The 15,911-nt window shown below is 38.2% G+C and carries 9 protein-coding genes and 1 CRISPR repeat array; of the genes, 8 read left to right on the forward strand and 1 reads right to left on the reverse strand.

All coding sequences use genetic code 11. The features are described 5' to 3' along the window. Positions 1-123 precede the first annotated feature (123 nt). The 8 genes from MSMTP_RS11555 (at position 124) to cas4 (ending at position 8,725) form a co-directional block, all read left to right on the forward strand. Positions 124-1,989, forward strand: a complete 1,866-nt coding sequence (locus tag MSMTP_RS11555) for a TIGR02556 family CRISPR-associated protein (protein WP_048179500.1) — start codon at positions 124-126, stop codon at positions 1,987-1,989. After that, complete coding sequence (gene cas7b, locus MSMTP_RS11560; protein ID WP_048179503.1) at positions 1,986-2,996, forward strand: type I-B CRISPR-associated protein Cas7/Csh2; 1,011 nt, start codon at positions 1,986-1,988, stop codon at positions 2,994-2,996. The genes MSMTP_RS11555 and cas7b overlap by 4 nt, the downstream gene beginning before the upstream one ends. A gap of 9 nt (positions 2,997-3,005) precedes the next feature. Then, the gene (cas5b, locus tag MSMTP_RS11565) at positions 3,006-3,707 is read left to right on the forward strand and encodes a type I-B CRISPR-associated protein Cas5b (protein WP_048179505.1); all 702 of its coding nucleotides are present in this window, start codon (positions 3,006-3,008) and stop codon (positions 3,705-3,707) included. Then, positions 3,682-6,117 carry a CRISPR-associated helicase/endonuclease Cas3 gene (locus MSMTP_RS11570; protein ID WP_048179508.1) on the forward strand — a complete coding sequence of 812 codons (2,436 nt, stop codon included), beginning with the start codon at positions 3,682-3,684 and terminating at the stop codon, positions 6,115-6,117. The genes cas5b and MSMTP_RS11570 overlap by 26 nt, the downstream gene beginning before the upstream one ends. 1 nt (position 6,118) lies before the next feature. Continuing rightward, complete coding sequence (locus MSMTP_RS11575) at positions 6,119-6,778, forward strand: CRISPR-associated endonuclease Cas6 (protein WP_048179511.1); 660 nt, start codon at positions 6,119-6,121, stop codon at positions 6,776-6,778. Next, complete coding sequence (gene cas1, locus MSMTP_RS11580; RefSeq protein WP_048179513.1) at positions 6,766-7,737, forward strand: CRISPR-associated endonuclease Cas1; 972 nt, start codon at positions 6,766-6,768, stop codon at positions 7,735-7,737. The genes MSMTP_RS11575 and cas1 overlap by 13 nt, the downstream gene beginning before the upstream one ends. An 87-nt stretch (positions 7,738-7,824) precedes the next feature. Next, entirely contained in the window at positions 7,825-8,100 is a 276-nt protein-coding gene (cas2, locus tag MSMTP_RS20215) for a CRISPR-associated endonuclease Cas2 (RefSeq protein WP_255351047.1), read from the forward strand. Between the two features lie 7 nt (positions 8,101-8,107). Then, the gene (gene cas4 / locus MSMTP_RS11590; RefSeq protein WP_048179520.1) at positions 8,108-8,725 is read left to right on the forward strand and encodes a CRISPR-associated protein Cas4; all 618 of its coding nucleotides are present in this window, start codon (positions 8,108-8,110) and stop codon (positions 8,723-8,725) included. Positions 8,726-8,851: 126 nt separating this feature from the next. Beyond that, a CRISPR array of direct repeats spans positions 8,852-14,355; the repeat unit is 37 nt; unit sequence GTCCGTGAGCAAAATCCACTAAAACAAGGATTGAAAC. Positions 14,356-14,504: 149 nt separating this feature from the next. Here cas4 and MSMTP_RS11595 read toward each other — a convergent pair. Further along, a complete protein-coding gene (locus MSMTP_RS11595) occupies positions 14,505-15,836 on the reverse strand; it encodes an ATP-binding protein (RefSeq protein ID WP_048179524.1) in 1,332 nt (443 codons plus the stop codon). Positions 15,837-15,911: the final 75 nt, after the last annotated feature.

A 15,911-nucleotide genomic window follows, 5' to 3' on the forward strand; every position in this document is an offset into this window, starting at 1 on the left:
TATATAGAGTATTGATAATTAATCTTTATTGTTTACAAGTTAATGGTTTAATTTCAAAGAGGAACAGTTATAATGAATTAAATAGATTCATCTATTGCATTATTTTAAGAGGGTGTAGCTTCTGTGATCGAAGCGATGAAAGAAATTGGTGAATATGCGCTCGAAAAAGAAAATAAGGATTTAAACGATTTCGTATCAATTTTAGTTGAGAATCCTGCAAGCAATGAAACTTATAAGCATGTATTCTGCATCAAGTTTGCTTCTAGCCAAGATAATTTTAAGTTTAAAGGAATTGAACATCAGGAGTATTCAAAAGAAAAAATTGCAAAATATCTCTACAAGAGAGGGTCATCTAATGGTCCAGACATCACTCCTACTGCAAGAGTCACAGAAATCAAAAAAACTTTTTCTAACAAGATCATAGGCTGGTTCTCAAAGCCTTTGAAAGAAGCAAAACCTATATTGGATGGCGAAGAAGTACAATTTTTGGAGCTTCTTGGAAAGTGTATAAAAGGAAATGAAGATATAATACTTTCGGAGCTTGAACCTAAAGTAAACTCGATCGATGCAAAGGAAAATTCGATATTAACCTTAGTTCTTGAAGAAAATGGCTTCATCAGATATGTTGGAGATTTTGAGGTATTTCGAAAAATCCTTAAAAATAATGGGGCTTCTAAATTTTACCGCAAATATGATATTATCTCTAGAGATGATGATAAAGTATGTTCGGTTTGCAAAACACATAAAGAAGTTTATGGTTTCGTTACACCTTATGAATTTTATACCGTAGATAAACGGGGGTTTGTTAGCGGGGGGTTTGACCAAAGTAAGGCATGGAGAAACAATCCCATTTGCCTTGAATGCGCCTTGAAAATCAAAGTGGGAAAAGAATATATTGAGAAATACATGTCTTTTGGTTTTTATGGATTCAATTTTCTCCTTATCCCAAAGTTACTTAATAAGAGTGCAAAAGAAGCTATTTTCGATGTTTTTGAGAATTTCAATGAGAAAAAATTTGCTTTTAATAAGGAATATGAAAATTTCTTACAGGCTAATGAAAACGATATCCTTGAAATTCTAAGTGAAACGAACGATTATCTTAATTTTAATTTTCAATTTTATGAAAAATCCAATTCTTCATATCGAATTCTTTTGTATATAGAGGGGGTTCGACCTTCAAGGCTAAGAGAACTTTTCAAATCCAAAGGAATAGTTGACAAGAGAAAAATATTCAGTAACTATTTCTCTAATGATACTGAAACAAAATCAATTCAATTCACATTAGGTAATGTAAGGTGTTTTTTCCCGAATACTCCAGATGACCCTGATACAAACAAATATTTTTTAGAAGTTGCAAATGGGATATTTACGGGAACATCAATTGATTACAATTTTTTATTAAAGTATATAATGCAGCGTATTAGAAAAGATTTCAGGAAGGAAAATCCCATTAGGTATTCACTATTTCAAGGGTTCCAAATGTTAGATTTCTTAAGTCAGCTGCATTTGCTTGGGAATTATAATGGAGGTAAATGTGTGAATTCTAAGAATTTATCGGTTTTATTAGATGATATAGCACCAAAGGAAAACAGTGGTTACGAGGAACGGACAAATATTATCTTTTCGGAATTTGAATCCTTTTTCAATACTGACGCAAAGAAGGCTATTTTTTTAGAAGGTACACTGGTCCAGTATCTACTAAATATTCAAAAAAGCCAGCGTGGAAGCACTCCTTTCAGAACAAAACTTCGAGGCCTGAATCTTGATGAGCGTTATGTGAAAAGGATCTTCCCTGAAATCATAAATAAACTAGAAGAGTATGATTCAAATTATTATAAAGAACTCGAAAATCTGATCTCTAAATACATGATTCAATCAGGCACTGATTGGAAAATGCCAAACGATGAAATCAGTTTTTATTTTGTTTTAGGTATGAATATGTCAAACCTTTTAAAGCCACCTAAATCTGAGAAGGAGGTAAAAAAATGACTGAAGTATACAGAAGGTCTGAAATTGTATTTTTGTATGATCTGAAAGATGGGAATCCAAATGGAGACCCACTTGATGAAAACAAACCAAGGATTGATGAAGAGACAGGGATAAACCTCGTAACAGATGTTAGATTCAAGAGAACCATTAGGGATTATCTCAATAAGTTTAGAAATGAAGAAATTTTTGTGAGAGAAATTTCAGACGAGAGGGGAGACATCCAAAATGCAAAACTGAGAGCTAGAGATTTTTTAACGACTAAAGAGCCTCTCGATGCTTTTGAAACAGGGAAAAAGAACATCGATGAAAATATTTTAAATAAATGTATCGACGTTCGTCTTTTTGGTTGCACTGTGCCTCTTGAACTTAAAGTCCAAAACAAAAAAGAGAAAGAAAAAGAAAAAGAAAAAGAAAAAGAGAAAACAGGTTCAATAACCCACACTGGTCCTGTACAGTTTAAGATTGGAAGATCAATGCACAAAGTGTTCATGAAACATTTTAGGGGAACCGGAGCATTTGCGTCCAAGGAAGGAGCCAGCCAGAAAACCTTCCGAGAAGAAGATTTCTTGCCTTATTCTTTGATAATTTTTTACGGAATTATCAATGAAAATGCGGCAAAGGATACAAAACTTTCTGAGGAAGATGTAGATCTGCTTCTTGATGGAATGTGGAATGGAACTAAGAATCTGATTTCCAGGTCAAAAGTAGGACAGGTTCCCCGTCTCTTGTTTAAAGTAAACTACAAAGAGGGAAATTATCACATTGGAGACCTGAACAACCTTTTCAATCTCAAATCTGACCTGATTGATGAAGAAATTAGGGACATCTCGCAGGTAAGGATTGATGTTCAGAGGCTGGTTGAGGTATTGGGTAAAAACAAAGACAAAATTGAAAATATCCAGTTATGTCTGGATGGGTCTCTTGTATTCATATATGGCGGAGAAGAGACTGACATCGAGAAGTGTCTTAATGAAGCAGGGATCAGCACTGAACAATTATCAATGTGAGTTAAGAACATGAAAGTATTAGTTTTCGATGTATGGGGAGAATTTGGGCATTTCCGAAAACACTATACTACAACTTCTCCCCTTACGTATTCCATTCCTCCTCGAACAGCTATTACTGGAATGATTGGTGCAATAGAAGGGCTAGGAAAAGATGAATACCTGAATTATTTCTCTAAAGAAGATGCAAATATTGCAGTAAAAATATGCTGTCCTATCAAAAAGACCAGAATTGCAGAGAATCTAATCGATACCAAAATTGCTCCTATGATGAGCAGAATAAAGACCAGAACCCAGATCAGATTCGAGGTATTAAAAGATGTAAAATACAGGATATATTTTTCTCATTCCTCGGAAGAAGTATATAACAAACTTCATTCTATGTTAAAAGAACACAAGTCGGTGTATACTCTGTGCCTCGGTTTGAGTGAACACATTGCCAATTATGAATTCATAGGGGAAACGGAGGCTGTCAGTGAACTTTCAGACTCCGAAAGGGAAATCCATTCTGTAATCCCCGAAAAAGAGCTCATAAAAATCAATTTCGAAGAAGGAAAAGAGTATTTCTCAGAGACTATTCCAATAGAAATGCTTCCCAATAGAGAAGTTACAGAATACGGCAAAGTTTTGTTTGAAAAAAATGGAAAAATTATTGTTGCGAATGTAAATCATCTCTGGAGGCTTGAGAATGGAGAAGGAATTGTCTTCATGTGATTTCCATCTTCATTCCCATCCCGATAAAATACTATTTAGACACTTATCCAATGTAGGAAACAAATCTATCTCGACCAGTAGGGAAAAAATCTTATCTCTAGAAAAGTTTGGGATTGATGAAAATACCTTTTCCAAAATAGCATTTCTTATAGGGATCTGTCATGATTTTGGGAAAGGCACGAAGTACTTTCAAAGGTATCTTTTTGAGACCGATCCTGCCATACAGAGGGGTTTAAAAAATAAAAAAGAATACCATCATGGCCTTATTTCAGCTATTTTTACTTATTACATATTAGAAAAATATGTAAACTCACTAAATAATGAAAATGGTCTGAAATTTATTCCCACTATAGGATATCTTATTGTAAAAAGGCATCATGGAAACTTAAAAGATGCTGAGGATGAAATTCGAGAACTGATAGATAAAGACGTCCTTGAAGTTATTGATCTTCAAATAAAGTCGTTAGAAATAAACGAGTTGAGAACAGTATATGAAAAGTTATTTGATGGGTATGATATTTCTTTTGACATCGAAACTTTCTGTAATGAATATCGTTCCATTGCTGGCGAGATTTTAAAAAATCGAAGAAAATTTGTAAAATTGCTCAAGGAAGAGCAATTTACAGGCTATTATCTAATTACACTAACTCTTTATTCAATTCTTATAAACTCTGATAAGATTGATGCTTCTTCTATTGATGTTTTCAGTGAAATCGATATTTCATCTGAACTTGTGGATAAGTATAAGGTGGAGAAGGGCTTCCAGAGTAATGAAAGTACAATCAATAAGGTACGTAATGAGATCTACAAGGAAGTCACGGAAAGTATTGAAAAGCTTGACCTTGATAACAAAATATATTCAATAAGCGTTCCTACAGGTTCAGGGAAAACTCTCACATCGCTATCATTTGCATTAAAATTGAAAGCAAGATTAAGAGAGGAAAAAAGAATTAAGGCAAAAATTATTTATTCGCTACCTTTTCTGAGCATAATAGACCAGAACTATGATGTTTTTGAAGACGTTTTTAAAACAGTTGAAAAGGCTAACCCTACTGAAGACGTGTTGCTTAAACATCATCATCTTGCAGATATTTTTTACAAAACGCAAGATGACGAAGAATTTGAAGGGCTTAAGAGTCTATTTTTAATTGAGGGATGGAACTCTGAAATAATCGTTACCACTTTTGTCCAGTTTTTCCATACAATTGTATCTAATAAAAATCGCTCACTCAGAAAATTTCACACCATTACAAATTCGATTGTAATACTTGATGAAGTCCAGTCAATCCCTCATAAGTACTGGTTATTGTTAAAACAGCTCATTTCGGGGTTCGCGGAGTATTTTAATACGTATTTCATTTTTGTGACAGCAACTCAACCACTTATTTTCGATCCCGAAAAAAAGGAAATTATCGAGCTGGTTAATAATAAAGATAAGTATTTCAGGGAATTTGATCGAGTTAAGCTGGAAATAAACCTGAATCCAATGAATCTTAATGAGTTTAAGGAAATAATTGAATCAAAAGTTAAAGAAAATCCCGAAAAGGATTTCTTATTTGTATTGAATACAATTAAGTCTTCTCTAGATATATTTAAGCATTTAAATGACCTGAAACTTGAAAATAGCAGTTATTATTATCTTTCTACCAACATTGCCCCAAAAGTGAGACTTAGTAAAATTAAAGAAATCAAAGAAAAGTCGGAAAAAAGAAAAATTATCGTTAGTACTCAGCTTATAGAAGCCGGAGTGGATATAGATGTAAACATTGTCTACAGGGATTTTGCTACTATTGATTCAATTAATCAGGTGTCAGGACGATGTAACAGGAATTTTTCCAAAAGTTATCGAGGACAAGTAAATATTGTTGTCCTGAAAGATGAAAGGAAAGAGTTTCATCGATATATATATTCGAGTTTTCTTATCGACAAAACAAAAGAAGTATTGAAAGAATCCCCTTCGGAAATCTATGAGGCGGACTTACTTTTTTTAAATAACAACTACTTCAGGAAAGTTAAAGATACTTCAAGTGAAGATGAATCAAAGGAGCTACTATCATGCATAAATGAGCTTAAATTCAAAACTCTTACTTCTGATTTCAGGCTAATAGACGATAAAGCAGGCTATGAAAAAATAGATGTATTTGTTGAACTTGACGTTGAGGCAGTTGAAATATGGAAAGAATACATCTTAATAAAATCTCTTAAAAATCCTCTGGAGAAAAAAGAGAGATTTCTGGCGATCAGAAAAAAATTCAATGAATATATAATTTCCGTACCTAAAAAAGACTTTTCCTGCGAAGAGCCAGAGGATCTCAATATCGGCTATATTCCTTTTGAACAAATAAAACATTATTATGATCCTGAAACCGGTTTTGTCTTTGAATTAAAACCCAGCATGATGTGTGATTAACATGAAAGTCAAAACGCTAACTTTAACTCTTGTCCCTGACCGAAAAGTAGGAACAAATGCCTCAAAACTTCGAGGTTTTTTCGCGACTCGGTTTAATGAATATATACTTTTGCATCAACATAACTGTGATAAAGTAATTTACATGTATCCTTTAGTCCAATATAAAATTTTGAATGGCATTCCTTTAGTTTTCGGAATAAATGAGGGTGTAGAAGTTCTTCAGGAAATTTACAATAAATATGACAAAATCAAGTTAGATGAATCCACATATGAAATAATGGAAAAAAAGGTATCATTTAAAGAACAGGAGTTCGGTCTTTCCGACAAATTCCACACCTACAGTTTTGAAACTCCCTGGTTTGCCCTCAACCAAGAAAATTTCACTGATAGATACAAAAAAATGGATCTCTACGAGCAAAAAGAACTCCTTCAAAGAACTCTGGTCGGCAACATCCTTTCAATGTCCAAATCCCTTGGCTACACAGTCCCCGGACAAATCAAATGTGAAACAAACGTTCAACCAGGTGTAGGTAAGATGAAAGGAGTCCAGATTGCTACCTTCAGGGGGGAATTCATGGTAAATTTCCTTATCCCTGACTATTTTGGCATTGGAAAATCCGTTTCTCGCGGATTTGGAACGGTGAAACGATGCAACTCGTAATCAACACCCGTGGTTCCTACCTGAAAAAGAAGAACAACTGCTTCCTGGTCAAAAACGACGATAAGGTCTTTGAAGTCTCCGAAAAGAAAGTGGAAAGCATCCTGATTACGACTTCTGCAACCATCACCACAGACGCTATCAAGTTTGCCGTGGAAAACAATATCGACATCGTTTTTCTTGACAACTTCGGGGACCCTTACGGCAGAGTTTGGCACTCAAAGCTAGGGAGCACGACTTACATCCGGAGAAGGCAGCTTGAAATTTCAGATGAACCGGAAGGTTTCAAACTGGCAAAAGGCTGGGTCATACAGAAGGTCGAAAACCAGGTCCAATTGTTGAAAGACCTTAAAAAGAACCGGCCTGAGCAAAAGGAAGAGCTCGAAGCTTACATTTCTGACGTTGAAGCCCTGAAGCTCCAGCTTGAGGAGCTTGAGGGAACTCTTGAAGAGAAACGCAACAGCATAATGGGGCTCGAAGGAATGGCTTCCAGGCACTATTTTGAAGCCCTTAACGTTCTTATGCCTGATGATTGGAAATTTAACGGGCGGAGCCGGAACCCTGCTCAGGACGGGTTCAACTGCCTTTTGAACTATGGGTATGGGGTCCTCTATTCAAAGGTTGAAAAGGCCTGCATCATAGCGGGACTTGACCCTTATGTGGGTTTCAACCATACGGATAATTACAACAAAAAATCTCTTGTGTTCGACCTGATCGAGATGTACCGGGTCTATGCGGATAGGACGGTATTCAACCTTTTTTCAAGGAAGCAGGTCAAAGAAAGCTTTTTTGATGAAATTCCTAACGGGATGACTCTAAACAAAGAAGGTAAAGCCGTACTCATAACGGCAGTAAACGAAACCTTTGAAAAAAGCATTACGTACCACGGCAGGAACATAAAAATAGGGAACATAATCCAGTTTGACTGCCACAGGATAGCTAACAGCCTTATAAGAAAGTGAAATAACAAGAAAATAGAAAAAGGTGAATAAAAAGTAAATCAGAAGAAGAAAGTAAATCAGGGGGAATTTAAACTGCTTGTCTGGGTAATATACGACATCACGGAAAACAGGCCTCGTCAGAAGGTCAGTGATTGCTGCAAGAGTTATGGGCTTTACAGGGTCCAGAAAAGTGTCTTTCTGGGAGACCTGAACTCAAATGAAAGAGATTCTCTAGCAGTTGAATGTGAAGAACTGGTTGATACCGACAGGGATTCAGTATATGTTTTCCCGATGGACGAACAGTCATTCAAGAAAGTCCAGCTAATCGGGCAAGCCTTTGACAAAGACCTTGTCAGTGACGAAGTTATTACAAAATTCTTTTGAGGAACTTATGCAGGCTGCAGGAGAAAACCAAAAAGAAGCCCTGGAAGGAACCTTAATCACGATTTCAGATGTGCTAGAATACCTGTTCTGCCCCAGATTCATCTTTTATATGTATTGCCTTGATATTCCACAGCACGAAGAAAACCGCTTCAAGGTCCAGAAAGGCAGGGAAGTGCATGAAACCCGAAAACTCACAAATAGGGACCATACGAGAAAAAGGTTGAACTGCACAAGAAAAGAGAGCGAAGTGTTCATAGCCTCCAGTAAAAACCACATAAAAGGAATCGTTGATGAAGTCCTGTTTCTGGAAGACGGAACTACAGCTCCCTTAGAATACAAATTTGCCGAATACAAGGACAAGATATTCAAGACATATAAAAACCAGTTGATCCTGCAAGCCCTTTTAATCCAGGAAAATTATAACATAGAAGTAAACAGGGGATACATCTGCTTCACTCGAAGCAACAACCTTGTCAAAGAAATCGAAATCAAAACTTCTGATTTTGACAAATCCCTGAAAATCATACAGGAAATCTTAGACGTAATGCACAAAGGCGTATATCCAAAAACAACAAGATCCTCAAGAAAGTGCATAGATTGCTGTTATAGAAATATTTGTGTTTGATGCTATTTTTCACGCCATATTTCTTCCCTATATAAAGGACTTGATAAATTACCATCAAGAATTTTGATGCCAAAAAAGAAGCTTTAATATACCTTATTTACCTAAAAAGAGGTAAAAACTTGCGGTGTCCGTGAGCAAAATCCACTAAAACAAGGATTGAAACTACATTATTTGTGGATATTTGTATCCAACTTTCACCAGTCCGTGAGCAAAATCCACTAAAACAAGGATTGAAACAATTCGACGATATTCATGTTGCTGCGTAAAATAAAAGTCCGTGAGCAAAATCCACTAAAACAAGGATTGAAACAAAGTGTAAAAGATCAAAAAAAAATATATGATTAGTCCGTGAGCAAAATCCACTAAAACAAGGATTGAAACCGAAATACGCGACCCTGACCACGGCCAAGTTGACCAGTCCGTGAGCAAAATCCACTAAAACAAGGATTGAAACATTTTGTGCTAGTGATGGTCGGGGCGGTGAAGGGGGGTCCGTGAGCAAAATCCACTAAAACAAGGATTGAAACGTGAACTCGCCATGCTCAACGCAATTGCTCAGGGTAGTCCGTGAGCAAAATCCACTAAAACAAGGATTGAAACCCGAAAACGCAAAACTATAAATATTGAAATCTGTGTCCGTGAGCAAAATCCACTAAAACAAGGATTGAAACTGATTCTTACTGGTTAAATGCTTCTTTACACCCTGAGTCCGTGAGCAAAATCCACTAAAACAAGGATTGAAACTTACCGTGTACCCTGCCGCCGTAGCCTGGGATGTTGTCCGTGAGCAAAATCCACTAAAACAAGGATTGAAACAAATGGGTACGTTACTGACCGACATTAAGACACTGGTCCGTGAGCAAAATCCACTAAAACAAGGATTGAAACAGGAATGGATAGAAGAACTCAAAGCCGATTCTGAGGGTCCGTGAGCAAAATCCACTAAAACAAGGATTGAAACATATAAACCCAACTACCCTAGGGTATGTAATTTCAAGTCCGTGAGCAAAATCCACTAAAACAAGGATTGAAACTGTCTGAGAATTAAATCCCCTGTCCCGACAGTGTAAGTCCGTGAGCAAAATCCACTAAAACAAGGATTGAAACTTGGAAAATGACTGATTGACGCAATCAAACAGGTCCCGTCCGTGAGCAAAATCCACTAAAACAAGGATTGAAACATTTCGACTGCGCCCCCGTAGAGGGTTGCGTCGATGGTCCGTGAGCAAAATCCACTAAAACAAGGATTGAAACTGTGTTATCCATGAGCTGACGGCCAACTATTACAAGTCCGTGAGCAAAATCCACTAAAACAAGGATTGAAACAAAATCCTGCAGTTTCTGGGAAATTGCAGGCAGCGTCCGTGAGCAAAATCCACTAAAACAAGGATTGAAACCTCTTTCATTGTGGGCTGTGTAAATTTGAGCCCGCGTCCGTGAGCAAAATCCACTAAAACAAGGATTGAAACACAGTTACAAACTTCTGTATTAGTTCTTTGTCCATCGTCCGTGAGCAAAATCCACTAAAACAAGGATTGAAACATGACGTTCCCAGTGATTGATATATTTTCCAATGTGGTCCGTGAGCAAAATCCACTAAAACAAGGATTGAAACCAGTACCAATTATTTCTAAAATATTACAATTGTTTTGTCCGTGAGCAAAATCCACTAAAACAAGGATTGAAACTATATAGCACTATCTTTTACATAGCCAAAGCTATACATTGTCCGTGAGCAAAATCCACTAAAACAAGGATTGAAACATAATTATCTAACAAATCTTAAAATAGCTTTGGCCGAGTCCGTGAGCAAAATCCACTAAAACAAGGATTGAAACTACACCTCATCCACAGAAAAACCGGTCCATTCAACAAGGTCCGTGAGCAAAATCCACTAAAACAAGGATTGAAACCCATCAGAGATAAAGCTCTGATAGCTTTTTTATAGTCCGTGAGCAAAATCCACTAAAACAAGGATTGAAACTTTAAGCGGATTCTCCAAAAAATCAAAGACGAATGGGTCCGTGAGCAAAATCCACTAAAACAAGGATTGAAACGAAAAATATTGGGACACCCTACGTAACCTGGGATATGGTCCGTGAGCAAAATCCACTAAAACAAGGATTGAAACTACCCGCCCTCAAATGTTTCTGAGATGATCCCGGTGTGTCCGTGAGCAAAATCCACTAAAACAAGGATTGAAACATACTCCTTCTCCCTTCTCCGGCTTTGTGTTCAGTCGTCCGTGAGCAAAATCCACTAAAACAAGGATTGAAACTTGAATGGGTTAGTTATAGGGCGTTCACCGTACATAGTCCGTGAGCAAAATCCACTAAAACAAGGATTGAAACACCATTGTTTCGCAACCTGCCCGGAGTGGTAAAACTGTCCGTGAGCAAAATCCACTAAAACAAGGATTGAAACTTGTATTGTAGGTAAATGTACCTACGGAGGATCTACGTCCGTGAGCAAAATCCACTAAAACAAGGATTGAAACAGTGTTGCTATACATTTTGGGAATGTATTGATTTGTCCGTGAGCAAAATCCACTAAAACAAGGATTGAAACAAATCTGATGTTGGGGGAGATGTGACCTGTTCTGAGGTCCGTGAGCAAAATCCACTAAAACAAGGATTGAAACATTTTTAAGAGGTCCAAACCATGCCAAAAGTATCTGTCCGTGAGCAAAATCCACTAAAACAAGGATTGAAACTGTTTACTATTTGTGTTCTTACTTTCCCTCCAAAATTCGTCCGTGAGCAAAATCCACTAAAACAAGGATTGAAACATAAGTCCACGATGAAAAAACGGGCTTGAAGGGATTTGTCCGTGAGCAAAATCCACTAAAACAAGGATTGAAACAAAAAGTATAAGGTATGATGTATCTACGAGATTGCAGTCCGTGAGCAAAATCCACTAAAACAAGGATTGAAACATCTATTATCCCGAATTAAAAACTGTGCAGAAGCGTCCGTGAGCAAAATCCACTAAAACAAGGATTGAAACTAAGTGCGGCCTTTGTAGCCAGTAAAGCCCCTGCAAAGTCCGTGAGCAAAATCCACTAAAACAAGGATTGAAACTCCCCGAGTGCCCCGCCCAGAGGTTCCAGGAATTCAAGTCCGTGAGCAAAATCCACTAAAACAAGGATTGAAACTTGAAGCCGGTATAGGATGGGCTGAAGAAAATAACGTCCGTGAGCAAAATCCACTAAAACAAGGATTGAAACGTATTTGGAGACATAACAGCCCGTAATACAGGCATGTCCGTGAGCAAAATCCACTAAAACAAGGATTGAAACCGTAAACGGTGCATCAGGCTACACTCTTGAATGCGGTCCGTGAGCAAAATCCACTAAAACAAGGATTGAAACTTTTGTACCATCTGGTACTCGGTCATGAGCCCCATGTCCGTGAGCAAAATCCACTAAAACAAGGATTGAAACTATGGATACTCCTTTCTTGAAACTTGCGGCGGGGAGTCCGTGAGCAAAATCCACTAAAACAAGGATTGAAACATCATATTCATGATTTTCTATTACACACATCCTTAAGTCCGTGAGCAAAATCCACTAAAACAAGGATTGAAACTTCATACAGTCACCCCAAACCAACCAAGAATTTTTAGTCCGTGAGCAAAATCCACTAAAACAAGGATTGAAACTTGAGATAAAAGACTCTACTCAATTTGAAAACCGGCCAGTCCGTGAGCAAAATCCACTAAAACAAGGATTGAAACATGGGAGTTGAAGCTGTTGCCGATGCCATGACCGGGTCCGTGAGCAAAATCCACTAAAACAAGGATTGAAACACAATTTTGAAAAATTGCTTGTAATCCATATAAAAAGTCCGTGAGCAAAATCCACTAAAACAAGGATTGAAACTCCGGATTGTTAAGTGTTTTTGTGATTTCTTGTTTTGTCCGTGAGCAAAATCCACTAAAACAAGGATTGAAACTTCTGTTGTTCAATAGAATGGTAAGAAATTAAATGTCCGTGAGCAAAATCCACTAAAACAAGGATTGAAACTTCTGTTGTTCAATAGAATGGTAAGAAATTAAATGTCCGTGAGCAAAATCCACTAAAACAAGGATTGAAACGTAACCGAGTTTGAATTGTTGGTCAGGAAATCATAAGTCCGTGAGCAAAATCCACTAAAACAAGGATTGAAACTAATACCAACCGGTCGCACCTGGCATGTTAGGGAAGTGTCCGTGAGCAAAATCCACTAAAACAAGGATTGAAACCACAACAGCAATAATAAAATGAGTACCCGGAAACAAGTCCGTGAGCAAAATCCACTAAAACAAGGATTGAAACCACAACACATTATACATCATGGCAATAGTCATACACGTCCGTGAGCAAAATCCACTAAAACAAGGATTGAAACCACAACACATTATACATCATGGCAATAGTCATACACGTCCGTGAGCAAAATCCACTAAAACAAGGATTGAAACACATTCTCGATGTCCAACTGTTCCGCCATTCTCCAGTCCGTGAGCAAAATCCACTAAAACAAGGATTGAAACACCGTTGTCGCTCCTAACGGCTCCACACAATCAACAGTCCGTGAGCAAAATCCACTAAAACAAGGATTGAAACTGTCACTGTGTCGATCTGCAGGACTCCGTTTTTTCCTGTCCGTGAGCAAAATCCACTAAAACAAGGATTGAAACAATAGAGAATTTTTTGATCTGGCGCAAAGTTCTGAAGTCCGTGAGCAAAATCCACTAAAACAAGGATTGAAACTATAAAAGATATGAAAAATGCGGAGATGGCAGAAAGGTCCGTGAGCAAAATCCACTAAAACAAGGATTGAAACATTGGTCTTCGGTCAAGGCTTGCTTTTTGAGAGCAGGGTCCGTGAGCAAAATCCACTAAAACAAGGATTGAAACTTCCCTGGGGATTATTATATCTGGATCTCGTGATCCGTCCGTGAGCAAAATCCACTAAAACAAGGATTGAAACGATACTGTATACATAGCATGTGAGGGAACTTCTAATAAGTCCGTGAGCAAAATCCACTAAAACAAGGATTGAAACTAATCCAGCAATCGCCCTCAAAAATATGATCAGTATGTCCGTGAGCAAAATCCACTAAAACAAGGATTGAAACTAAGTATCAGCGTAAAGATCTGATATAGATTCTAGTCCGTGAGCAAAATCCACTAAAACAAGGATTGAAACAATTTGCATATAAACAATATAATCATTATTTCGTTTGTCCGTGAGCAAAATCCACTAAAAAAAGGATTGAAACAAAAAGCGTCCATGTCATCCACCCCTTAAAATTAGTCCGTGAGCAAAATCCACTAAAACAAGGATTGAAACCACTGAACTAAATCAGCTATCGGAAGATCAATTAAAAGGTCCGTGAGCAAAATCCACTAAAACAAGGATTGAAACTTGATAAGCTCCTCAATAAAGTCTCGGTAATCCTCAGTCCGTGAGCAAAATCCACTAAAACAAGGATTGAAACTAAGATTAAATCTTCATCTTCAGGTGCTAAAAAAGGTCCGTGAGCAAAATCCACTAAAAAAAGGATTGAAACTGAATGATATCCTAGAGATAGACGTAGACGGACGAAAGTCCGCGAGCAAAATCAACTAAAAAGGGGATAAAAAACCTATACTCTCATTTCAATTTTTTAGGGAAAAGCCGTCCGCCTCGCTTCGCTCCGCGGCCGGTGAGAGCGCCGGCACCCAAAAAAGCAATCCGAAAAAAAGCACCTTTCTTAGTCCACCAGTCACACAAACGCCGCTAGCCTGTCCTCCTTAGCGACCACTCTTCTCCCCGCCATCCCCCTCAAGCAGCCAGTACCACAACGGAACATACCTTATTTTCTTCCCTTCAACAAACTCCTCGTCAAAAAGGTCCGATGTGATGATAGTCCCTTCTTTCATTTTGAAGTTCTTCATCCCGGCAAGCAGGCCGTTTACCTCGCGTTCTTTTGTTTCCGGGTCGGACAAATTCGAGCAGACCTGTATCAGGCGGGTGGGTTTAAGTCCTTCCTTTGTTACAAAATCAACCTCTAAGCCCTTCCGGTCCTGCCAGTAGTATATTTCGTTTCCGGAGCGCAGGAGCTGGATGAAGACGAGGTTCTCGTATAATCTTCCGGTATCGGAGGAAAGCTTGAAAGAAACGGCATTGATCATGCCAGTGTCGATGCAGTATAGTTTCCTGGGTTTGCTCATTTGCCGTTTCAGCGATTCGTCATAATGGCTGAGGCCAAAGAGCAGGAAGGCATCTTCAAGGTACGCAATATAATTGATTATTGCATCCGTGCTGAGGGAGGAGTAACTGGCAAACAGTTTCCTGAGAGAGTTGTAGGTATGCGGTTTTGCGATGTTCGATATGCAGAACAGGGTAAGGTCCTTGAATATCAGGGGATTCCTTATTCCGTGCCTTGAAATGATATCCCGGTAGATGATGTCGTCAAAGTATGACTGCAGGGTTTCCCGGTGCTGAACAGACGGATAGACTATGGTCTCGGGGAATCCTCCTTTTTTCAGGTATTCGTTGAACCTGCGTTTGATAACTATCCTTTCTTCTGAGTAAGGGAGGGTTTTCAGATCAAAGCTGACTGAATGATAATCCAGGAATTCCTCAAAGCTGAAAGGGAACATCCTGGTGCTCAGGTGCCTGCCTGTCAATAAGGTGGATATCTCCTGTGAAAGCAGGGATGCGTTCGACCCGCTGATTACAATCTTCACGTTCTGCATCCTGTCGTAGCTGCCTTTAACCCACCGTTCCCATGAAGGGAAGTTCTGGATCTCATCAAGGAAAAGGTACAAACGGGCTTCTTCGGAGATCTCCTGTGTTTCCCTGAAAGTTTCTATCAAGAGCTGCAGTTCATCCCCGTTTAGCGGCTGCAGGCGGTCATCATCAAGGTTCAGGTACAATATATTGCTTTTCGGCACACCCCGCTCAAGCAGTTCCGAGATCAGCTGATACATATAATATGTTTTGCCGCATCTCCTCACACCCACGATGTCATTTACATGCGGAGCCGCAATGTTAACCTCATACCTGCGCTTCTGAAATGGCGGTAATGCTCTTCCCTGCCACTCGATAATTACACTTTTCAGCTTCTCCCTTGTATCCACAAAGAATAATCAGGAGTTTTTTGTTTATATAGCTATCGAGTATAGACGATAAAATTTGCATATTTTGTCGTGTAT

It is taken from the genome of Methanosarcina sp. MTP4, from assembly GCF_000970045.1.
Classification (GTDB): Archaea; Halobacteriota; Methanosarcinia; order Methanosarcinales; family Methanosarcinaceae; genus MTP4.